The sequence below is a fragment of the Sideroxyarcus sp. TK5 genome, assembly GCF_054601595.1.
Genome location: NZ_BAAHSJ010000003.1, coordinates 104,513 through 126,145 on the forward strand (window position 1 = coordinate 104,513; position 21,633 = coordinate 126,145).

Sequence of the window (21,633 nt, forward strand, 5' to 3'; positions counted from 1 at the left end):
ATCACCGGCAGACGTCGCTTCATCATGTCCGACATTCCACCTATCGTATTGACCTTCGCGGCCAGCGATCCCAGCTCCGGCGCGGGGATGCAGGCCGATATCCTGACCATCGCCAGCATGGGCTGCCATCCTTTGTCGGTAATCACCGGCATCACGGTGCAGGACACCAGCGGTGTGGAGGATATCCAGCCAGTGGACGCCGATCTGGTGGTCGACCAGGCACGCACGCTGCTGGAGGACATGCCGGTCGCGGCGTTCAAGATAGGTCTGCTGGGCAGTGTCGACAACATCGCGGCCATCGCCGAAGTCATCTCCGATTATCCCGACATCCCGCTGGTGTTCGATCCGGTGCTGGCCTCAGGACGCGGCGACGAGCTGGCCAATGAGGACATGCTGGATGCGCTGCGCGAACTTCTGTTGCCGCAGACGACCATCCTCACGCCCAACAGCATGGAAGCACGCCGCCTGGTGATGGACGAGGAGAATGAATCCGATGATCCAAGTCTGTCCGAATGCGCAAAACGCATCTTGGGCATGGGCTGCGAATATGTGCTGATCACCGGTACGCACGAGCATACGCCCAAGGTGGTGAACACCCTGTACGGCGAGCGAGGACAATTGCGCAGCGATGACTGGCCGCGCCTGCCAGGCATCTACCATGGTTCAGGTTGCACGCTCGCCTCGGCGATCGCCGCCTTGCTCGCCAATGGTTTGAGCATGGAAGATGCCGTGCGCGAGGCGCAGGAATACACATGGGAGGCACTGAAATACGGCTTCCGTCCCGGCATGGGGCAGCACATCCCGGACCGTCTGTTCTGGGCGCGCGACGAGGATGAGGCAGGCGAGGAGACGCGACATTAAGAGGCGGGACGCATTCCAGGGCTTGTATGCCATCACGCCGGATGAACCTGATACTGCCAGGTTGTTGCAGCAGGTGGAACGGGCTTTACGTGGTGGTGCGAGCATCCTGCAATACCGAAACAAGCTGGCTGATGGAGTTCTGCGGCGGGAACAGGCAGCAGCTTTGCGCGATATGACGCGTGGATTCGGAGCGATCTTCATCGTCAACGACGATGTGCAGCTGGCTTCCCGGGTAACCGCCGACGGCGTGCATCTCGGGGCCGAGGATGGCGATATCGCTGCTGCACGGGCGGTCCTCGGGAGCGACGGACTAATCGGTGCCTCTTGCTATAATCGCGCGCCGTTGGCGGTCGACGCGGTGCGGCAAGGTGCGGACTATGTGGCGTTCGGTGCGTTCTTTCCATCGAGTGTGAAACCGGGGGCGGTCGTCGCCGAGTTATCACTGCTGGAGAGCGCGCGGCGCGAATTGCAAGTGCCGATAGTCGCGATCGGCGGCATCACGATAGTGAACGGCAGGCAGCTGGTCGCTGCAGGCGCGGACGCGCTGGCAGTGATCTCGGCGTTATGGAATGCGCCGGACATCGAACTGGCGGCAAGAGAATTTTCCAATCTATTCAGGCAAGGCAGAACAGCATGACATCGCACAATCAGGAACTCTTCGACCAATCTCAGAAACTCATCCCCGGCGGCGTGAACTCGCCGGTGCGCGCATTCAAGTCGGTCGGCGGCACACCGCTGTTCTTCAAGCGTGGCCAGGGCGCTTATGTGTGGGATGCGGACGACAAGCGCTACATCGACTATGTGAATTCCTGGGGCCCGATGATCGTCGGCCATTGTCATCCCGAAGTGGTGAAGGCTGTGCAGGCCGCAGCCGCAGAGGGGCTGGGCTTCGGCGCGCCGACCGCGGCGGAGCTGGAGATCGCCGAGACGCTGTGCAGGATCCTGCCGTCGCTGGAGATGGTGCGTCTGGTCAGCTCCGGCACCGAAGCGACCATGACCGCCATCCGCTTGGCGCGCGGTTTCACCGGTCGTTCGCGCATCATCAAGTTCGAAGGCTGCTATCACGGTCATTCCGACGGTCTGCTGGTCAAGGCCGGTTCCGGCGCGCTGACCTTCGGCCAGCCGAGCTCTTCCGGCGTGCCGGCCGAGATCGCGGGCCTGACCACGGTGCTGGATTACAACGACGTGGCGGGTCTGGAGAAGACCTTCGCCGAGATCGGCAAGGAGATCGCCTGCGTGATCGTCGAGCCGGTCGCGGGCAACATGAACCTGATCCTGCCGAAGCGCGAGTTCCTCGACGCGATGCGCAACCTCTGCACCAAGCACGGCGCGGTGCTGATCCTGGACGAGGTGATGTCCGGCTTCCGCGTCGGCCTGCAGGGCGCGCACGGCCACTACGGCATCAAGCCCGATCTGATCACGCTGGGCAAGGTGATGGGCGGCGGTCTGCCCGCTGCCGCGTTCGGCGGTCGCCGCGACATCATGCAATGCCTCGCTCCGCTGGGCGCGGTGTACCAGGCCGGCACACTGTCCGGCAATCCGGTGGCGGTGGCCGCGGGCCTGACCACGCTCAAGCTGGTGCAGGCGCCCGGCTTCTACGAGCGACTGACGAAAATCGCGAAGGACATGACCGAAGGCATCGCGGCGAGTGCGAAGAAGCACGGCATCCCGTTCAGCGCGCAATCCATCGGCAGCATGTTCGGCCTGTATTTCAGCGCCAAGGCGCCGACCTCGTATGCTGAGGTGATGGCCAGCGACAAGGCGGCGTTCAACCGATTCTTCCACGCGATGCTGGACGAGGGCGTGTACCTTGCGCCGTCCGCGTTCGAGGCGGGCTTCGTCTCGGCAGCGCATAGCGATGCCGATATCGCGGCCACCATCGCTGCCGCTGACAGAGTCTTTGCGGCCTGGAAATAATGGGACTCTTCTCCCGTGCGGTGTTTTACACCACCGTCAATCACATGAAAGATCTGCCGCTGCATGGCGGCAAGGAAGTCGCGTTCGTCGGGCGTTCCAATGCGGGCAAGTCCAGCGCAATCAACACGCTGGCCAACCATGTACGTCTGGCCTTTACCAGCAAGACGCCCGGGCGTACCCAGCACCTCAATTATTTCGACCTTGGGGACAACCGGTTCCTGGTCGACCTGCCCGGATACGGCTATGCCAAAGTACCGCCGGATATCCAGGCGCATTGGGAACACCTGCTGGGTCAGTACTTGCAAACACGCTCGGAACTGGCCGGGCTGGTAGTGATCATGGACTCGCGTCATCCGCTGACGGAACGTGACCAAGGGATGCTGGACTGGTTCGCACCGACGGGGAAGCCGATCCATATCCTGCTGACCAAGTCGGATAAACTGAGCCGTCAGGAAGCGACCAAGACGCTGCGCGAAGTGAAGGAATTCCTGGCTGAACACTTTCCGCAATGTACGGTGCAGCTTTTCTCCAGCCTGAAGAAAACCGGTACAGATGAAGCGGAAGCAGTGATTGCCGGATGGCTGAAAGACTGACAGGCAAAAAAATGCCCCTGAACCAAAGGGGAAAGATTCAGGGGCAGAAGGTCTTTACAGGGTAAAGACGCCCGCTCAGGGAGGAGAAACGGGAAGCAGCTCTCGCTACTCGTTTGCTCAGACGGGGCTATGCGAAAATAGTTCCATTACATGACTAAAAAATTTGGGAATAGCTATGCAGATACTCGGACAGTACCCGCAATCCAGAATGCGCAGGATGCGCAGAGATCAATTTTCACGGAACATGATGCGAGAGCATGTGCTTACACCGGCCGATTTCATCTATCCCGTGTTCGTGCTGGAAGGCAGCAATAAAACCGAGGATGTGAAGTCCATGCCGGGCGTGCAGCGCAAGACTTTGGACTTGCTGCTTAAAGATGCAGAGCAATGTGTGAAGCTGGGCGTACCGGTGATGGCTATCTTCCCGGTGATCGAGGCCGCGAAGAAAAGTCTGGGTGCGGAAGAGGCCTTTAACCCGGACGGGTTGGTGCCGCGTGTAGTGGCAGAGCTGAAGAAGAATTTCCCGGATTTGGGGGTGATGACCGACATTGCCTTGGATCCCTACACCAGTCACGGTCAGGATGGTCTGATCGACGATGGCGGCTATGTGCTCAACGACGAGACGATCGCGGTGTTGACGCGGCAGGCGCAGTCTCATGCAGCGGCGGGTGCCGACATCGTCGCGCCATCCGACATGATGGACGGCCGTATCGGTGCAGTACGTGCGGCGCTGGATGCGGACAAGCACATCTACACGCGCATCATGGCCTACTCGGCCAAATATGCCTCCAGTTTCTACGGCCCGTTCCGCGATGCGGTGGGTTCCAGTGGCAATCTGGGCAAGGGCAATAAATATACCTATCAGATGGATCCGGCGAATTCCGACGAGGCGCTGTGGGAAGTCGGCCTCGATCTGCAGGAAGGGGCGGACATGGTGATGGTCAAACCCGGCATGCCCTATCTAGACATCGTGCGTCGTGTGAAAGACGAATACAAGACCCCGACCTTTGTCTATCAGGTGAGCGGCGAATATGCGATGCTGAAAGCGGCGGCACAGAACGGTTGGCTGAATGAGGAGGCTTGTGTGCTGGAAGCCTTGCTGTCCTTCAAGCGCGCAGGTGCAGACGGTATCCTGACCTACTTCGCCCTGGATGCGGCGCGCTGGCTGAAATCAGGCGGTTAGCAACGCTTCGACTGCCGCGATGTCTGCATGGGTCTTGGGGTGGCGGCTGCCACTGAAGCGTGCGCTTTCCGGTAACACCACGATGTGGGTCTGCACCCCGGACTCCGCAGTCAATGTGTAACTGGGGACGGCCTCCTCGTGTCCACTGAACCGTACCCGCCATTCCCCGCTCTCGAATTCGATCTTGTTCTTGAGTAAAAACAGCAGCACGGCTTTGGCATCATCCGAAAAGAGCATCAGGTTGATGTCTGAATTCACGCCTGCGGTGCCGCTCAGCACCGACCCCGTCAAGTAAGGCTTGAACTGCGACAATCGTTGCATGTTGTGCAGCGCTTCCTCGCGCAGATTGCGCAGGATGTCCGGATGGTCTGCATGCTGGTAGAGCGCGCGATATTGTTGCAACGCCAGGTCGACTTCCAGATTGCTTGGAAGATGGTGTGAATCTGCGACACCGAGTTGGCGGGCAGCTTTGCGTTTGGCGAAAGCGTGGTCTGTGATGCTGCCATCCGCCATCAGTTTGGCTGCTTCATGCGCAAGCTGGATGCGCATCAGGTCACGATGCTGTATCGGCGACTTGCGCATCAGAACAACTGGTCAGTGCCAGATTCGGCTGGTTTGAATATCTCCAGCAGGCTGACTCCGCGCTCGGCCGGCACGTTCTCCTCATAGAAATACTCTACATGCGCACCGTCCGGATCGCGCAAGCCTTCATCATTGATGCGGGCCGCCACCATGTGGGGAGGGACGGTGTATTCGATCTCCGGGGTGTCCTTCAGGATCTCTCCCATGTAGTCCATCCAGATCGGCAGGGCGGCACCGCCGCCGGTTTCTTTCTCACCAAGGCTGTGAGGGTTGTCATAACCCAGCCAGGTGACGGCAACCAGAGTGGGATGGAATCCGCAGAACCAGGCATCCATCGATTCGCTGGTCGTGCCGGTCTTGCCGGCCAGATCATGCCGGCCAAGTTCCATGGCGCGTATCGCGGTGCCGTGCTTGACGACATCCTGCATCATATTGACCATGGTGAAGGTGTTGCGGATATCGAGGATCTGCTCGGCATCCTTGCCGGCCTCGACCGGGACGGTCTGGCTGATGAGGTTCCCTTGACCGTCCTCGATGCGCTGGATCAGATAGGGTGTGACGCGGTAGCCGCCGTTGGCAAAGACTGCATAGCCACCCAGCATTTGCCAAGGGGTGGCAGACACCGCCCCCAGCGCCATCGTCAGATATGGGCCGACCTTCTCACGATCGAAACCGAATTTGGTGACATAGTCCTGTGCATAATCGAGTCCAATGGACTGCAGGATGCGGATCGATACCAGGTTCTTGGATTTGATGAGCCCCTGCCGCAAGCGCATCGGGCCTTCAAAACGGCCCTCATAATTCTTGGGCTCCCACAGCTCACCTCCCGTATCCGACAAATTGACAACGAGTGGGGCGTCATTGATGACGGAGGCAGGAGTAAAGCCCTTCTCAAGGGCGGCAGAATAGATGAAAGGCTTGAAACTGGAGCCGGGTTGCCGCCATGCTTGGGTGACATGATTGAATTGCTTGCGGTTGAAGTCGAATCCTCCGACCAGCGCATAGACGGCACCGGTGCGCGGATCGGCAGAAACAAAGGCAGCCTCGGCTTCTGGAATCTGGGTGATTTCCCAAGAATCGCCACTCGTCCTGTTGATGCGTATCAGCGCGCCTTGTTTGATACGGCGATGCAATACCCAGCGCCCATTTACCAGTTGCTGGGCGAAACGGAGTCCGGCCCCCTGGATCTCGACTGTCAGTCCGCCCTTCACTCGCACAGAAAGCCCTTTTCGGCTCACGGAAAGTACAACAGCCGGAATGAGTTCGTCGCTGCTGGAGACATCCTGTAGCGCTATATCAAGCAGCGCATCCGTGTTGTTCTTCTTTAAGTCGACAAAGCCTTCCGGGCCGCGATATTCATGTCGATGATCGTAATCCAGTACGCCTTTCCGCAAAGAAGCATAAGCGGCAGCCTGATCCCTGGCTCGTATGGTGGTATAGACGCTGTAACCCTGGGTGTAGATATCCTCCTGGAAGCGTTCATACATCTCCTGGCGAACCAGCTCGGAAACGAAATTCGCGTTGACAGCGAATTCCTGATGATAGGCGGATTGTTTGGTTTGGATCGGCTCGGCCAAAGCTACGGTGTATTCTTCTTCGCTGATGTAGCCCAGGTCACGCATGCGCCGCAGTATGTATTCCTGCCGGAGCTTTGCGCGCGAGGGGTTGACGACAGGATTATAGGCGCCCGGGGCTTTGGGCAAGCCAGCCAACATGGCCATCTCGGCCGTGTTCAATTCTGCGATGGGTTTTGAATAATACGCCTGCGCTGCGGCACCGAAACCGTAGGCCCGTTGCCCCAGATAGATGTGGTTGATGTAAAGCTCCAGGATCTCGCTTTTGCTGAGGTTGTGTTCGATCTTGAAGGCAAGCAACATCTCGTTGAATTTGCGGCTGAGGGTCTTCTCCTTGGAAAGAAAGAAGTTGCGGGCCACCTGCATGGTGATGGTGCTTGCCCCCTGTTTGACGCCACCAGAAGCAAAATTGGAATATGCGGCGCGCAGGACGCCGACATAATCGACGCCCCCGTGTTCATAGAAGCGATCATCTTCGGCGGCAAGAATGGCCAGCTTCATGCGCTCGGGAACTTCATCGATCTTTACAAGCTCGCGTCGTTCCTCGCCGAATTCACCGATCAGAACGCCCTCTGCGCTGTAGATGCGCAATGGCATCTTCGGGCGGTAGTCAGTGAGTGCCTCAAGCGACGGGAGTGTCGGATAGGTGAGGATCGCTGCGAACAGAAGGAGCAGTAAAGGCAATAGCGGGAGCATCAGGATGCCTACCGCAGGATAGAACCACCAGCGTGAAGTCATGACTACCATCAATATTTAAGTTAGACCCCGATTATATCGTTCAGGGAGCGCGATGGACGCACATAGAAAAAACTTTACACTCTTGGGAGTTATTGCTAGGATTTAAACCAGTTTATACGGAAGTGCGCTAACTATCCTATGATTAAAGGAAATTTCGACATCCCGTTAGATTTTCTGCAAACCTCCACGCCACCGATGATAGGCGTGGACATCAGTTCGTCTGCAGTCAAGATGCTGGAACTGAGCGAGGCGCCCAAAAAGAACGGATTCGTCGTGGAAAGGTATGCGATAGAACCGTTGCCTTCGGACGCTGTGAGTGATGGCAACATAAATAATCTGGAAGCAGTATCCGAGGCGTTGCAGCGCGCATGGAAGCGCATGGGAACACGTATCAGGAATGTGAGTCTTGCATTACCGGCGGCCGCAGTCATCAGCAAGAAGATCATGCTGCCGGCGGGATTGCGCGAGGACGATCTGGAATATCAGGTTGAATCCGAGGCGAACCAATATATCCCCTTTGCGCTGGATGAAGTGAACCTGGACTTCCAGGTGCTCGGCCCTTCACCTAACAACCCCGAAGAGATCGAAGTCCTGTTGGCGGCTTCGCGCAAAGCGAACGTCGAAGACCGGGTCGCTGCCGCACAGACTGCGGGATTGAAGGCGGTCGTTATGGACGTGGAGCCTTATGCAGCTGAGGCCGCTTTCAATCAGATCAGGTCCCAGCTGCCGGGTGGTGCAGAAGACCAGTGCATCGCCGTTGTCGATATCGGTGCCAGCGTAATGAACGTGAACGTTCTGCGGAATGGGCAATCTGTCTATACGCGCGACCAGCAGGTTGGAGGCAATCAGCTTACACAGCAGATACAGGCGGCGTTCGGTCTGACGGCGGAGGAGGCGGAGGCGGCAAAACGGAATGGCGGATTGCCGGAAAACTATGAAAGCGACGTTCTGGCACCGTTCCGCGAGAATGTGGCGATGGAAGTGGCGCGTGCACTACAGTTCTTCTTTACCTCGACCCAGTACAATGAAGTGAGCTATGTAGTGCTGTCTGGCGGTTGTGCCGCATTGTTGGGGCTGGATGAGGCGGTAGCCACCCGCACACAGGTCAGTGCGCTTGTGGCAAACCCGTTCGAACTGATGACGCTTTCTTCTCGGATCAAGCCGCGACAACTGCAAACTGATGCGCCGGCATTGATGATCGCGTGCGGCTTGGCGATGCGGAGGTTCGATCCATCATGATAAGAATCAATCTGTTGCCCCACCGAGCGGAAAAGCGGCGGGCAAAACAACTGCAATTCATCGTACTCAGTGTCATATCCGTCGCGCTGGGTGCTTTCCTGGTCGGGCTGGTGCATGTGGCTATCGGGACCCAGATCTCCTACCAGGAAAGAAGGAACGAATACCTGCAACAGGAAACTGCCGTATTGGACAGGCAGATCGCCGAGATCAAGAAGTTGCGTCAGCAGACGCAATCGCTTCTCGCCAGAAAGAATGTGGTCGAGAATTTGCAGTCCACGCGTTCGGACGTGGTTCATCTGCTGGATCAGATGCTGAGGATCCTGCCAGAAGGAGTCCATCTGAAATCGCTCCAGCAATCTGGCTATAGAATCAGTCTTGTGGGTTATGCGCAATCCAATGCCCGCGTCTCTACCCTGATGAGGGCGATAGACGACTCTCCATGGCTGGATTCGCCCGCACTGGTAGAGATACACGCGGCCAATGTGGGCGGATCGCGCCTGAATGAATTCTCCCTGAACTTCAATCTTACCAAGCAGATGGACTCCACGGGCGCTGACAGTACGGGCAAGGGAAGATAAAAGATGGCGATGAATTTCATTGAAGAGTTTAAAAACATAGATCCCAAGAAGCCCGGCAACTGGCCTTGGCTGGTCAAGCTCGCGTCCTTCGCTGCCATGTTCTTATTGGTAGTGGCCGCGGGTGGTTTCTTCGACTGGCAAGACCAGTACGAGAACCTGAAGCGTATAGAAGGTGAAGAAGCAAGCCTTAAGGAAACGTTCCTCGCGAAGAAGAGGGAGGCGATCAATCTGGATATCATCAAGAAGCAGTTGATCGATACGCAGCAATCGTTTGGGGCGTTGCTGAAGCAATTGCCAAGCAAATCGGAGATGGACGCCCTGCTGACCGATATCAACCAGGCGGGTCTGGGGCGCGGTTTGCAGTTTGAACTGTTCCGTCCTGGGCCAGAAGTTGCGACGGGCGTATTCACTGAGCAGCCGATTTCCTTGAAGGTGACCGGCAGTTACGATGACTTGGGGAATTTCGCGAGTGACATATCCCAGTTGCCACGCATCGTGACGCTGAACGACATCCGTATTGCGCCTATTGCGGGTGGCATGCTGAGCATGGAGTCCACTGCTAAAACCTATCGCTATCTGGATGAAGCGGAGTTGGAGGCGCAGAAAAGGGCAGCGCTGGCCGCCAAGAGGAAAAAATAATGAATGCGCGACTACTATCAGTGCTTATGGCCATGATGCTGGCCGGTTGTGGCGGTGAAGAGTTCCAGGATCTAAGGGATTTTGTGAATAACGCCGGTGCTGATATGCGCGGCAAGGTGGACCCTCCGCCAGACATCAAGCCCTACGAGCCGTTCGCTTATGACAACGCGACTTCACTGCCGGATCCATTCAAGCCGCGGAAGACAAAAACTGGCGGGGCGGGGCGTGGAGGGCTTAACCAGCCGGATTTCGACCGTCCCAAGGAAGAATTGGAAGATTACCCGCTGGAGAGTCTGAAGATGGTCGGATACCTGTCCCAAAAGGGAGTTGGACATGCCGTACTCCGCTCGTCGGAAGGGAAGATCCATCAGGTCAGGGTTGGAAACTACATAGGTCTGAATTTTGGTCAGATCACATCGATCTCGGAGACCGAACTCCAGGTCAAAGAAATGGTTCAGGATAGTGCCGGTGACTGGACGGAGCGCGAAAGTAGCCTGCAATTGATCGAATGATTAGGAGTGAAAAATGAAACTGCTTGATATGTCGGCAAACAAAATAATCCGAGTGGTTGCGATGGCAATTGCTCTTTGCTCCTTCAGTGCCCAGGCTCTGGAAAGTTCCGAGTTGGCTAATAGCATAGAGGCAATCAGTGCCAGCAATGAGAACGGGAAGCTCGTTGTGAAAGTGGCGCTAAAATCGCCGCCGAAAGCCCAACCTGCTGCTTTTACGATCAACACCCCGCCGCGCATCGCCTTCGATTTTCCCAATACTACAAATGGGATGGGGGCCTCCATGCAGACCTTCGGCGAAGGGGATCTGCGTAGTGCCAACATCGTTCAAGCGGGGAATCGCACGCGTTTGGTCATCAATCTTGCGCAAATGGTCGGATATGACACCAGGGTGGACGGCAACGATGTATTGATCACCTTGCAACCGAGGGGCGTGGGAGGTGGCGCAGAGCCTGTTCCTGCAGCCCATTTCGCTGATGCATCGTCAAGTGCCATGCAGCATAGCTTGAGAGACATAGATTTCCGCAGGGGCAAGAACGGTGAAAGCCGAATTCAGATCGATTTGTCCGACGCGGATATCGGTATAGATATCAAACAGCAGGGGCGGGCGCTGATAGTTGATTTCCAGCGCGCAGTGTTGCCGCGCAATCTGCAGCGGAAACTGGACGTTTCAGATTTCGCCACCCCGGTTCAAACGATCGACGCTTTCGTTCAGGGAAATAACGCGCGCCTGTCGATCGAACCGAAGGGACTTTGGGAATACTCGGCTTATCAGACAGACAACAAATTCATCGTCGAAGTCAAGGCTGTCACGGAAGACCCGAACAGGTTGGTGAAGGGGGCGGCTCCGGGATATTCCGGAGAAAAGTTGACGTTGAATTTCCAGAACATCTCGACCCGCGAAGCGTTGAGCGTCATTGCGGACTTTACCGGACTGAATATGGTCATCAGTGATACGGTCTCGGGCAGCTTGACGCTGCGCTTGAAGGATGTGCCGTGGGATCAGGCTTTTGAGATCATCCTGCAAAGTCGCGGATTGGACATGCGCAAGAACGGCAATGTGATTCAAGTGGCACCACGTGAAGAGATCGCGGCCAAAGAGAAGATCGAATTCTCTGCGCGTCAGGAGATCACCGAATTGGAGCCGTTGCGCACGGAGAACTTTGAACTTGCCTACGCGAAAGCGTCGGACGTAGTTACATTGATCTCCAATGACAAGCAAAAGATACTGTCGAGCCGCGGCAGCGCGAACTTCGATCTGCGCACCAATCTGCTGTTCGTCAAGGACGTGCCTTCCAGCCTTGAAGAGGTGCGCAAGCTCATCAAGCTGATCGATGTCCCGGTTCGCCAAGTGCTGATCGAAGCTCGATTTGTGGAAGCAAGCGAGTCCTTCAACCATACATTGGGCGGGCGTCTGGGTTACACCGGCCCAACGCAAGCGCAAGGTGGCGGTTTCGCAGTCGGCAACGCGGGCAGGGGCAGTATCTCTGGCGGCAGTTTGAACCTGCCCGGTGCTGCTTCAGGATTGGGTGGATTGACCATGACGCTGTTCAATGCGGCAGCGACAAAGACGCTCACGCTGGAATTGAATGCGTCGGCCATCGATGGCACAACGAAGAACATCGCCAGCCCGCGAGTGGTCACGGGAGACAAGACCGCGGCAACGATTGAATCCGGTGTCGAGGTTCCCTATCTGCAGGCAAGCAGCAGCGGTGCAACGAACGTGGCCTTCAAAAAGGCAGTGTTGGGGTTGACCGTGACACCCCAGATCACGCCAGAGGATAGCGTGACCATGAAGATCAGCGTAAGTCAGGATACGGTGGGTAACATCTACTCCGGCGTACCAAGTATCAATACAAAGAAAGTCGACACACAAGTGCTCGTCGATAATGGGGGGACGGTGGTCATCGGTGGGGTTTACACGCAAGACGATTCCGATTCCACTTCTGCTGTCCCGGGTTTGGGGGACATCCCGGTGCTTGGCTGGCTGTTCAAGACGAATACTGTGGTCAAGAGCAAGAAAGAACTTCTGGTGTTCATCACACCGAAGATCCTTAAAGATACGCTTGGAACAAATTAGCGAAGTATCTAAGTAAAAACAAAAGCCCGGCATAGCCGGGCTTTTGTTATTACGAGCATGATTTCCGCTACAATTCCGGCATGGAACCGTCCAACACCTACAAATCCAGTAGTGGCAATATCATTCTGATTGGCTTGATGGGCTCCGGCAAGACGACGGTTGGAAAGCTGTTGGCCAAGCAGCTCCAGAAATCCTTTGTCGATTGTGATGAGGAGATACAACGGCGTACCGGGGTCACCATCCCCCACATCTTCGATGTGGAAGGAGAGGAGGGTTTCAGATTGCGCGAATCTGCCACATTGGAAGAGCTTGTCAAAAGAAACAATATCGTACTTGCGACCGGGGGCGGTGCGCCTCTGAGTCAGATGAATCGAGAATTGTTGAGCAGGAGCGGCATAGTCGTGTATCTGAAGAGCAGTGTGCATGACCTGTGGCATCGCACACGGCACGACCAGAATCGCCCCCTGCTGCAGACTGCCGATCCGCGCGCGACCCTGCAAGCGCTGTATGAGAAGCGCGACCCGCTGTACAACAGCATAGCTGATATCGTCATTCATACCGGGAAACAGAACGTGCAGCTTCTGCTATCCAGACTTCAGGAAAGATTGGCCGAATATCGCGCCCCAGACAAACCGGCAACAGAGAGTATCCAGTGATGCAAACATTGAGCGTCGGCTTGGCCGAACGGAGTTACCCGATATTGATTGGCAACGGCCTGTTATCAACTGGAGAGTTGTTCATGCCGTATATGCCAACCAAACGTGCCGTCATCATCAGCAATACGACGGTAGCTCCCTTATATCTGGAGCAGCTCCGCGCAAGCCTGCAGGGCGTGGGTGTGCACAGTGACAGCATCATCTTGCCGGACGGCGAGAGATATAAAAATGCCGCGTCGATGGAAACCATCTACGATTCCCTGCTGAGGTCGCACTGTGAGCGGAGTACGACACTCATTGCGTTGGGGGGGGGCGTGATAGGCGACATGGTCGGCTTTGCTGCCGCGTCATATTTGCGAGGGGTTCCGTTCATCCAGATACCTACCACGCTCCTCGCACAGGTGGATTCATCGGTGGGCGGCAAGACCGGCATCAATCACCCGCTTGGCAAGAACATGATAGGTGCTTTTTATCAGCCGAAAATGGTACTTGCTGATACCAGCACGCTGGATACCCTGCCGGACAGAGAGCTGAGTGCAGGTGTTTCTGAAGTGATCAAGTATGGCCTGATACGGGACCTGCCGTTTCTGGAGTGGCTCGAGCAGAACATGGAAAAGATTCTGGCAAGGGATACCGAAGCGCTGCAATATGCGATCGCCCGCAGCTGCCAGAACAAAGCAGAGGTGGTCGGCAACGACGAACGCGAAAGTGGCGAGCGTGCATTGCTGAACTTGGGGCATACATTCGGCCATGCTATCGAGAATGGCATGGGATACGGTGTATGGCTGCACGGGGAGGCGGTCGCCGCAGGCACCATCATGGCGGCAGAGCTCTCCCGCCGGATGGGCTGGCTGACGACGGCTGAGGTTGCACGGATCGGTGAACTGTTCCGGCGCGCAAGGTTGCCGGTGCGCGGACCAATGATGCCGTTTGAAAAATACCTGGAACTGATGGGACTGGATAAGAAAGTGGCGGCAGGCAAGATCAGATTCGTTCTGCTGGAAAAGCTGGGTGGTGCAGTCATGACAGGCGATGTGCCCGAGTCTCTGCTGAAGGAAACGCTTGAGGCATGCTGTGGCTGAACGGCAGTTGGCTCCCTATGCTGTGACCGAGAGCCTGGGCGGTCGACGGACGCCGGAGTCGAGCCCTCCCGGACGAAGCGAGTTCCAGCGGGACAGGGATCGCATCATCCACTCCAGCGCGTTCCGCAGGCTAGAATACAAGACGCAGGTTTTCGTCAATCACGAGGGCGACCTGTTCCGGACACGCCTAACGCATAGCATCGAAGTGGCGCAGATCGGCAGATCCATCGCGCGCCAACTGGGCCTGAACGAGGATCTGGTCGAGGCGATCTCGCTGGCACACGATCTGGGACATACGCCGTTCGGGCATGCCGGCCAGGACGAGCTCAATGATTGTATGGCCGAATACGGCGGATTCGAGCACAACCTGCAATCACTACGTGTGGTGGATGTTCTTGAAGAGCGGTACGCAGCGTTCGATGGGCTCAACCTCTGCTTTGAGACACGCGAGGGTATATTGAAACATTGCTCGCGTGAGAATGCCGAGCGGATGGGTGATGTGGGGCAGCGATTCCTCACCGGGCAGCGCCCCAGCCTTGAGGCGCAGGTTGCCAACCTGGCGGACGAGATCGCCTACAACAATCACGATGTCGATGACGGCTTGAGATCGGGATTGCTGTCGCTGGAGCAACTGGCGGAAGTGGAGCTGTTTGCCACCCATTTGCAGCAGGTGCGGCAGTCGTGGCCGCAGTTGGCCGAGCGTCGCGTCGTGCACGAAACAGTCCGCCGGATGATCAACACGCTTGTCACTGACATGATCGCCCAGACACTTGCCAACATAGCCCAAAGCGCGCCGAGCTCGGTCGAGGAGGTGCGCAGCGCCCCGGCACTGGCAGGATTCAGCCCGCAGATGCGCGAATCGAACCACGAACTGAAGTCCTTTCTGCGGACCGAACTGTATCGCCACTACCGGGTCATGCGCATGAGTGCAAAGGCACGTCGTGTGATTCGCGAACTGTTTCAGGCTTTCATGGAAGATCCGCGCCTGCTGCCACCACAATCGGGCAGCCGGCAAGCGGAGCACTTGCCACGCACCGTGGCAGACTACATAGCTGGCATGACCGACCGCTATGCGATCCGCGAACACAGGCGTATTTTCGCCATAGAAGAGATTTAACCGGTTCTCGGTTGCCCACTGCCTACGGTTTAAGGTAGCATTCCCGCCCTTTTGGATAAATTCCCCGAAAAAGCGGCGTTAGCCGCCCTGTTGTCGGATGATCGAGGTGAGGAGCAAGGTGAATAATTCTTCGTTGCCAGCGCGGCAAGGTCTGTATGACCCGCGCAATGAACATGATGCATGTGGTGTCGGTTTTGTCGCTCATATCAAAGGCTTAGCCAGCCATGACCGGGTAAGAGAAGGTCTGAACATTCTGGAAAACCTGACGCACCGCGGTGCGGTAGGAGCCGATCCGCTGGCGGGCGACGGTGCCGGCATCATGATCCAGATCCAGCATGAGTTCCTGACAAAGGCAGCCGCCAAGGAAAATATCCGATTGCCGGCAACGGGCGAGTATGGGGTGGGCATGTTGTTCCTGCCGCGCAACAAGACCGCTTGCGCAGCATGCGAAAAAACCATAGAAGCCAAGATTAAGGCCGAAGGGCAAACCCTGCTGGGTTGGCGCGATGTGCCGGTGGATAGCTCTGGCTTGGGTGAAAGTGTAAAAGCGGTCGAGCCGCTGGTGCGCCAGGTATTCATCGGTCGCGGCAAGAAGACGGCGGATCAGGATGCGTTCGAGCGCAAACTGTTCGTCATCCGCAAGACGGTCGAACATGCCGTGCGCAAGCTGCCCAAGAACCAAGGCGCGGGCTTCTATATCCCGTCCATGTCCTCACGTACCATCGTCTACAAGGGCATGCTGCTGGCGAACCAGGTGGGCGAATACTTCCTCGACCTGCAAGATGAAAGCTGCGTGAGCGCGTTCGCGCTGGTACACCAGCGCTTCTCCACCAATACCTTCCCGACCTGGGATCTGGCCCATCCGTTCCGCATGATCGCCCACAACGGCGAGATCAACACCATGCGCGGCAATGTCAACTGGATGGCAGCGCGTCACGCTGCGATGTCCTCCAAGTTCCTCGGCAGCGACCTGGACAAATTGTGGCCGCTGATCGTCGAAGGGCAGTCCGACTCGGCATGCTTCGACAACGCATTGGAACTGCTGGTCGCGGGCGGCTACTCACTGCCGCACGCGATGATGCTGCTGATCCCTGAAGCATGGGCCGGCAATCCGCTGATGGATGAGGAGCGCCGCGCGTTCTACGAATATCACGCCGCCTTGATGGAGCCGTGGGACGGCCCTGCCGCCGTGGCATTCACCGATGGCCGCATGATTGGCGCGACGCTGGACCGCAACGGCTTGCGTCCCGCACGCTACCTCATCACCGATGACGACGTGGTACTGATGGCTTCCGAGATGGGTGTATTGCCGATCCCGGAAAACAAGGTCGTCAAGAAATGGCGTCTGCAACCGGGCAAAATGTTCCTCATCGACATGGAGCAGGGTCGCATCGTTGACGACAGTGAACTGAAGAAACAGATCGCCACCGCCAAGCCGTATCGCAAATGGATCGAGCAGTCGCGTTACTTCCTGGACGATCTGCCCAGCGTGGCCAAGAAACATGAAAGCAGCGTCAGCCTGCTGGATGCCCAGCAGGCCTTCGGCTATACGCAGGAAGACGTCAAGTTCATCATGCAGCCGATGGCGACCGCTGGCGAAGAGCCGACCGGTTCCATGGGTACCGATGCGGCGTTGCCCGTGCTGTCCGGTCGCAGCAAGGTGTTGTACAACTACTTCCAGCAGTTGTTCGCGCAGGTGACCAATCCGCCGATCGACCCGATCCGCGAAGAGATCGTGATGTCGCTCACCTCGTTCATCGGTTCTAAGCCGAACCTGCTGGGTGTGGACGAGACCAAGCCGGCGCCGCGTCTGGAGGTGCATCAGCCCGTGCTGTCGCACGACGACGCGGCAAAGCTGCACAGCATCGACAAACTCACCAAAGGCAAATACAAGTCCAAGACCTTGGATATCACCTACCCGGTGAAGAACGGTGCAGCCGGTTGCGAAGCCGCAATCAAAGCCTTGTACAAGGAGGCCGACAAGGCAGTCGCAGCGGGCTACAACGTGCTGATCCTGTCCGACCGCGCAGTGTCGGACAAGCGCGTAGCGATCCCCGCGCTGCTGGCGACCGCATCCGTACACCATCACCTCGTGCGCGAAGGTCTGCGAACCAGCACCGGTCTGGTGGTTGAAACCGGTTCGGCACGCGAAGTGCACCATTTCGCTTTGCTGGCGGGCTACGGAGCAGAGGCGGTCTATCCCTGGCTGGCATTCGATACGATCTCCTCATTCGATCTGCCAGCGGGCGTGAGCGAGAAGGAAGGTCACAAGCGCTTCATCAAGGCGATCAACAAGGGCCTGCTGAAGGTGATGTCCAAGATGGGCATCTCGACCTATCAGTCCTACTGTGGTTCGCAGATCTTCGAAGCCATCGGCCTGAACAGCGATTTCATCGAGAAATATTTCCCCGGTACCGCGACACAGATCGAAGGAATCGGCTTGGTGGAAGTCGCGGAAGAAGCAGTACGCACACATGCAGCTGCATTCGGCAACGATCCTCTGTTGCAGAACATGCTGGATGCTGGCGGTGAATACGCTTACCGTGCACGCGGCGAAGAGCACACCTGGACGCCGGAATCCATCGCCAAGCTGCAGCACTCCACGCGTGCCAACAACTACGCGACCTACAAGGAATACGCCAAGCTGATCAACGACCAGACCCAGCGCCAGATGACGTTGCGCGGCCTGTTCGAGATCAAGTCTGCGGGCAAGGCAGTGCCGCTGGATGAAGTCGAGTCGGCCAAGGAGATCGTTAAGCGTTTCGCCACTGGTGCGATGTCGCTGGGCTCCATCTCTACCGAAGCGCACTCCACACTGGCGATCGCGATGAACCGCATCGGCGGCAAGTCCAACACCGGTGAGGGCGGCGAAGATGCCAACCGTTTCAAGATTCTGCACGGCGGCGAGAAGCTGTCCGAGATCATCGGCAAGGGCCGCATCGAAGCAGACCAGACCATGAAGCCGGGCGATTCGTTGCGCTCGCGCATCAAGCAAGTCGCGTCGGGTCGTTTCGGCGTGACTGCTGAATACCTCAGCAGCGCAGACCAGATCCAGATCAAGATGGCGCAGGGCGCGAAGCCCGGTGAAGGCGGTCAGTTGCCGGGCGGAAAGGTTTCCGAATACATCGGCAAGCTGCGCCACTCGGTGCCCGGCGTCGGTCTGATCTCGCCACCGCCGCACCACGACATCTACTCCATCGAAGATCTGGCGCAGCTCATCCACGACCTGAAGAACTCCAACCCGAGCGCTTCCATTTCGGTGAAGCTGGTGTCTGAAGTCGGCGTGGGTACGGTAGCTGCGGGTGTGTCCAAGGCCAAGGCCGATCACATCGTGATCTCCGGCTTCGACGGCGGCACCGGAGCATCGCCGCTGTCCTCGGTGAAGCACGCGGGTACGCCGTGGGAACTGGGTCTGGCGGAAGCACAACAGACCTTGGTGCTGAACAAACTGCGTGGTCGTATCGGCCTGCAAGTCGACGGTCAGATCAAGACCGGTCGCGATGTGCTGATCGGCGCACTGCTTGGCGCGGATGAATTCGGTTTCGCCACTGCACCGCTGGTGGTCGAGGGCTGCATCATGATGCGCAAGTGCCACCTCAACACCTGCCCGGTCGGCGTCGCCACACAGGATCCCGAGCTGCGCAAGAAATTCACCGGCCAGCCGGAACATGTCGTGAACTACTTCTTCTTCGTCGCCGAGGAAGTGCGCGAACTGATGGCGCAGATGGGCGTGCGCAAGTTCGAGGACCTGATCGGCCGCAGCGACCTGCTCGACATGCGCAAAGGCATCAAGCACTGGAAGGCCAAGGGTCTGGATTTCAGCAAGGTGTTCCATCAACCCAAGGTCGGTGCCGACGTGGCTCGCCGCCACGCCGAAGCGCAGGATCACGAGCTGGAAAAAGCACTCGACAACGACCTCATCGCGCAAGCCAAGGAAGCGCTGGACGCGAAACGCGTGGTCACCATCGAAACCAGGATCAGCAACGTCAATCGCAGCGTCGGCACCATGCTGTCGCATGAAGTGGCCAAGCGCCACGGCAATGCCGGTCTGCCGGACGACACCATCCGCGTGAAGCTGCTGGGCACGGCGGGACAAAGCTTCGGTGCCTTCCTCGCGCATGGCGTGACCTTCCAGCTCGAAGGCGAAGGCAACGACTACGTGGGCAAAGGCCTGTGCGGCGGACGCATCATCGTCAAGCCGTCCGAGGACAGCAGGCTGGTCGCGGAAGACAACATCATTGTCGGCAACACCGTGCTGTACGGTGCGACCGCCGGTGAAGTGTTCTTCAATGGCGTAGCAGGTGAACGCTTTGCGGTGCGCAACTCCGGCGCGATCGCGGTGGTCGAAGGCGTGGGTGACCACGGCTGCGAATACATGACCGGCGGCATGGTCGTTGTGCTGGGTAATACGGGACGCAACTTCGCGGCAGGTATGTCCGGCGGCGTGGCTTACGTGCTGGACGAAGACGGCACGTTCAAGCAGCGCTGCAACATGTCCATGGTGCAACTGGAAGCGATTCCGGAAGAGGCGGCACAGAGCGAGACCGGCGAAGTGGAAGCTCACGGTCGCGTGCACTTCAACCACCTGAACAAGGCGGACGAAGCCGCCCTGCGCGGCAAGATCGAGAAGCACCTGCGCTACACCGGCAGTACACGCGCCAAGCAGATACTGGATAACTGGGCACAATATTTGCCCAAGTTCGTGAAGGTCATGCCGACCGAATATCGTCGTGCGTTGCTCGAAATTGCGGCGCAGCAGCAGAAGGAGGCCGCATAATGGGCAAGCCAACCGGATTCAAGGAATTTGCGCGCGTCAGCGAAGGTTACGCGCCGGTAGAGCAGCGCCTGAAGCATTATCAGGAGTTCGTTGCACATCTGTCTGACAGCGAAGCAACCCAGCAGGGTGCACGTTGCATGGACTGCGGCATCCCGTTCTGCAACAACGGCTGCCCGGTCAACAACATCATCCCCGACTGGAATGACCTGGTGTATCGCGGCAACTGGAAGCAGGCCATCGAAGTGCTGCATTCCACCAACAACTTCCCGGAAGTGACCGGTCGCATCTGCCCGGCACCGTGCGAAGCGGCTTGTACGCTGAACATCGGCCACGAAGCTGTCGGAATCAAATCCATCGAGCACGCCATCATCGACAAGGCTGGCGAGAACGGCTGGGTCGTGCCGCAACCAGCAAAGAAGAAGACGGGCAAGAAGGTTGCCGTAGTCGGTTCCGGCCCAGCCGGACTGGCTGCCGCGCAGCAACTGGCCCGTGCCGGTCATGCCGTGACCGTGTTCGAGAAGAACAGCCGCATCGGCGGTCTGATGCGCTATGGCATCCCCGACTTCAAACTGGACAAGCGCCTGATCGACTGGCGCATGGCGCAACTCGCCGCTGAAGGCGTGAAGTTCCAGACCAGCACTTTCATCGGCAAGGAACTGCCGGGGAAGGGCATCGTCAACGATGCGAAGAAAGTCATCAGCCCGGCCGCCCTGAAGAAGGATTTCGATGCGGTGATCCTGGCGGGTGGTTCCGAGCAGCCGCGCGACCTGGCGGTACCGGGACGCGAACTGGCCGGCGTGCACTACGCGCTGGAATTCCTCATTCCGCAGAACAAGGAAGTCGCCGGCGACGGCAAGAACCCGATCGATGTGGCTGGCAAGCATGTCGTGGTCATCGGCGGCGGCGACACCGGTTCGGATTGTGTGGGCACCTCCAACCGCCACGGCGCAGCCTCCATCACCCAGATCGAAGTGATGCCGCGTGCACCGGAGCAGGAGAACAAGTCGCTGACCTGGCCGAACTGGCCGCTCAAGCTGCGTACCTCCAGCTCGCACGACGAAGGTTGCGTGCGTGACTGGGCGATCTCCACCAAGGAATTCATCGGCGAGAACGGCGTGCTCAAGGCGATCAAGTGCGTGCGCGTCGAATTCAAGGAAGGCAAGATGGTCGAGATCGCAGGCAGCGAATTCGAACTCAAGGCCGACTACGTCTTCCTCGCCATGGGCTTCACCAATCCGCTGGCGCAAGTGCTGGATGCGTTCGGTGTGGCGAAGGATGGCCGTGGCAATGTGCTGGCGACCACCGACGGCGACAAGTGCTACCAGACCAGTGTCAAGAACGTGTTCGCCGCAGGCGATATGCGTCGCGGCCAGTCGCTGGTGGTATGGGCGATCCGCGAAGGTCGCCAGGCTGCACGCGCAGTAGACGAGTTCCTGATGGGCTCGTCGCAGTTGCCAAGATAATAAAAACAAATCCGCCACCTGCTCGGTGGCGGAATTCATTCAGGG

Annotated in this window: 17 protein-coding genes; 15 read left to right on the forward strand and 2 right to left on the reverse strand. The window is 57.9% G+C overall.

Annotated features, from left to right (window positions below):
• Positions 1–24 precede the first annotated feature (24 nt).
• The 5 genes from thiD to hemB all read left to right on the forward strand — a co-directional run bounded on the left by thiD (position 25) and on the right by hemB (position 4,554).
• Positions 25–861, forward strand: coding sequence for a bifunctional hydroxymethylpyrimidine kinase/phosphomethylpyrimidine kinase (gene thiD / locus ACYPYQ_RS06345; RefSeq protein ID WP_459721489.1), 837 nt, complete (start codon positions 25–27; stop codon positions 859–861).
• Between the two features lie 22 nt (positions 862–883).
• On the forward strand, positions 884–1,498 hold the full coding sequence (thiE, locus tag ACYPYQ_RS06350) for a thiamine phosphate synthase (protein ID WP_459721492.1): 615 nt from the start codon (positions 884–886) through the stop codon (positions 1,496–1,498).
• Positions 1,495–2,778 (forward strand): glutamate-1-semialdehyde 2,1-aminomutase, encoded by a 1,284-nt coding sequence (gene hemL, locus ACYPYQ_RS06355; RefSeq protein ID WP_459721495.1) that lies wholly within the window; start codon positions 1,495–1,497, stop codon positions 2,776–2,778. Before thiE ends, hemL begins: the two co-directional genes overlap by 4 nt.
• The gene (yihA, locus tag ACYPYQ_RS06360) at positions 2,778–3,371 is read left to right on the forward strand and encodes a ribosome biogenesis GTP-binding protein YihA/YsxC (RefSeq protein WP_459721497.1); all 594 of its coding nucleotides are present in this window, start codon (positions 2,778–2,780) and stop codon (positions 3,369–3,371) included. Before hemL ends, yihA begins: the two co-directional genes overlap by 1 nt.
• Positions 3,372–3,546: 175 nt before the next feature.
• Positions 3,547–4,554 (forward strand): porphobilinogen synthase, encoded by a 1,008-nt coding sequence (gene hemB, locus ACYPYQ_RS06365; RefSeq protein WP_459721500.1) that lies wholly within the window; start codon positions 3,547–3,549, stop codon positions 4,552–4,554.
• Here hemB and ACYPYQ_RS06370 read toward each other — a convergent pair.
• A complete protein-coding gene (locus ACYPYQ_RS06370) occupies positions 4,543–5,136 on the reverse strand; it encodes a nucleotidyltransferase family protein (RefSeq protein WP_459721503.1) in 594 nt (197 codons plus the stop codon). The genes hemB and ACYPYQ_RS06370 overlap by 12 nt on opposite strands.
• Positions 5,136–7,448, reverse strand: a complete 2,313-nt coding sequence (locus ACYPYQ_RS06375; RefSeq protein ID WP_459721506.1) for a penicillin-binding protein 1A — start codon at positions 7,446–7,448, stop codon at positions 5,136–5,138. The genes ACYPYQ_RS06370 and ACYPYQ_RS06375 overlap by 1 nt, the downstream gene beginning before the upstream one ends.
• 138 nt (positions 7,449–7,586) lie before the next feature.
• Between ACYPYQ_RS06375 and ACYPYQ_RS06380 the strand changes: the two genes are divergently transcribed.
• The 10 genes from ACYPYQ_RS06380 to ACYPYQ_RS06425 all read left to right on the forward strand — a co-directional run bounded on the left by ACYPYQ_RS06380 (position 7,587) and on the right by ACYPYQ_RS06425 (position 21,588).
• Entirely contained in the window at positions 7,587–8,687 is a 1,101-nt protein-coding gene (locus ACYPYQ_RS06380; protein WP_459721509.1) for a pilus assembly protein PilM, read from the forward strand.
• A complete protein-coding gene (locus tag ACYPYQ_RS06385; RefSeq protein WP_459721512.1) occupies positions 8,684–9,265 on the forward strand; it encodes a PilN domain-containing protein in 582 nt (193 codons plus the stop codon). Before ACYPYQ_RS06380 ends, ACYPYQ_RS06385 begins: the two co-directional genes overlap by 4 nt.
• Positions 9,266–9,268: 3 nt before the next feature.
• A complete protein-coding gene (locus tag ACYPYQ_RS06390; protein WP_459721516.1) occupies positions 9,269–9,904 on the forward strand; it encodes a type IV pilus inner membrane component PilO in 636 nt (211 codons plus the stop codon).
• Positions 9,904–10,416 (forward strand): pilus assembly protein PilP, encoded by a 513-nt coding sequence (locus ACYPYQ_RS06395; protein WP_459721520.1) that lies wholly within the window; start codon positions 9,904–9,906, stop codon positions 10,414–10,416. The genes ACYPYQ_RS06390 and ACYPYQ_RS06395 overlap by 1 nt, the downstream gene beginning before the upstream one ends.
• Positions 10,417–10,429: 13 nt before the next feature.
• Positions 10,430–12,493, forward strand: coding sequence for a type IV pilus secretin PilQ (gene pilQ / locus ACYPYQ_RS06400; RefSeq protein WP_459721523.1), 2,064 nt, complete (start codon positions 10,430–10,432; stop codon positions 12,491–12,493).
• A 137-nt stretch (positions 12,494–12,630) separates the two neighbouring features.
• Complete coding sequence (locus tag ACYPYQ_RS06405; RefSeq protein WP_459722458.1) at positions 12,631–13,149, forward strand: shikimate kinase; 519 nt, start codon at positions 12,631–12,633, stop codon at positions 13,147–13,149.
• The gene (gene aroB / locus ACYPYQ_RS06410; protein WP_459721525.1) at positions 13,149–14,231 is read left to right on the forward strand and encodes a 3-dehydroquinate synthase; all 1,083 of its coding nucleotides are present in this window, start codon (positions 13,149–13,151) and stop codon (positions 14,229–14,231) included. The genes ACYPYQ_RS06405 and aroB overlap by 1 nt, the downstream gene beginning before the upstream one ends.
• Positions 14,224–15,348 carry a deoxyguanosinetriphosphate triphosphohydrolase gene (locus ACYPYQ_RS06415; protein ID WP_459721528.1) on the forward strand — a complete coding sequence of 375 codons (1,125 nt, stop codon included), beginning with the start codon at positions 14,224–14,226 and terminating at the stop codon, positions 15,346–15,348. Before aroB ends, ACYPYQ_RS06415 begins: the two co-directional genes overlap by 8 nt.
• Positions 15,349–15,445: 97 nt before the next feature.
• Entirely contained in the window at positions 15,446–20,125 is a 4,680-nt protein-coding gene (gltB, locus tag ACYPYQ_RS06420) for a glutamate synthase large subunit (protein WP_459721530.1), read from the forward strand.
• The gene (locus tag ACYPYQ_RS06425; protein WP_459721533.1) at positions 20,125–21,588 is read left to right on the forward strand and encodes a glutamate synthase subunit beta; all 1,464 of its coding nucleotides are present in this window, start codon (positions 20,125–20,127) and stop codon (positions 21,586–21,588) included. The genes gltB and ACYPYQ_RS06425 overlap by 1 nt, the downstream gene beginning before the upstream one ends.
• Positions 21,589–21,633 lie beyond the last annotated feature (45 nt).

Coding starts and splice junctions, on each gene's coding strand:
- aroB (WP_459721525.1), top strand. CDS start 13,149: ATGCAAACATTGAGCGTCGGCTTGGCCGAACGGAGTTACCCGATATTG.
- pilQ (WP_459721523.1), top strand. CDS start 10,430: ATGAAACTGCTTGATATGTCGGCAAACAAAATAATCCGAGTGGTTGCG.
- ACYPYQ_RS06380 (WP_459721509.1), top strand. CDS start 7,587: ATGATTAAAGGAAATTTCGACATCCCGTTAGATTTTCTGCAAACCTCC.
- hemL (WP_459721495.1), top strand. CDS start 1,495: ATGACATCGCACAATCAGGAACTCTTCGACCAATCTCAGAAACTCATC.
- ACYPYQ_RS06390 (WP_459721516.1), top strand. CDS start 9,269: ATGGCGATGAATTTCATTGAAGAGTTTAAAAACATAGATCCCAAGAAG.
- hemB (WP_459721500.1), top strand. CDS start 3,547: ATGCAGATACTCGGACAGTACCCGCAATCCAGAATGCGCAGGATGCGC.
- ACYPYQ_RS06425 (WP_459721533.1), top strand. CDS start 20,125: ATGGGCAAGCCAACCGGATTCAAGGAATTTGCGCGCGTCAGCGAAGGT.
- ACYPYQ_RS06385 (WP_459721512.1), top strand. CDS start 8,684: ATGATAAGAATCAATCTGTTGCCCCACCGAGCGGAAAAGCGGCGGGCA.
- thiD (WP_459721489.1), top strand. CDS start 25: ATGTCCGACATTCCACCTATCGTATTGACCTTCGCGGCCAGCGATCCC.
- gltB (WP_459721530.1), top strand. CDS start 15,446: ATGATCGAGGTGAGGAGCAAGGTGAATAATTCTTCGTTGCCAGCGCGG.
- ACYPYQ_RS06395 (WP_459721520.1), top strand. CDS start 9,904: ATGAATGCGCGACTACTATCAGTGCTTATGGCCATGATGCTGGCCGGT.
- ACYPYQ_RS06370 (WP_459721503.1), bottom strand. CDS start 5,136: ATGCGCAAGTCGCCGATACAGCATCGTGACCTGATGCGCATCCAGCTT.
- ACYPYQ_RS06405 (WP_459722458.1), top strand. CDS start 12,631: ATGGGCTCCGGCAAGACGACGGTTGGAAAGCTGTTGGCCAAGCAGCTC.
- ACYPYQ_RS06375 (WP_459721506.1), bottom strand. CDS start 7,448: ATGACTTCACGCTGGTGGTTCTATCCTGCGGTAGGCATCCTGATGCTC.
- yihA (WP_459721497.1), top strand. CDS start 2,778: ATGGGACTCTTCTCCCGTGCGGTGTTTTACACCACCGTCAATCACATG.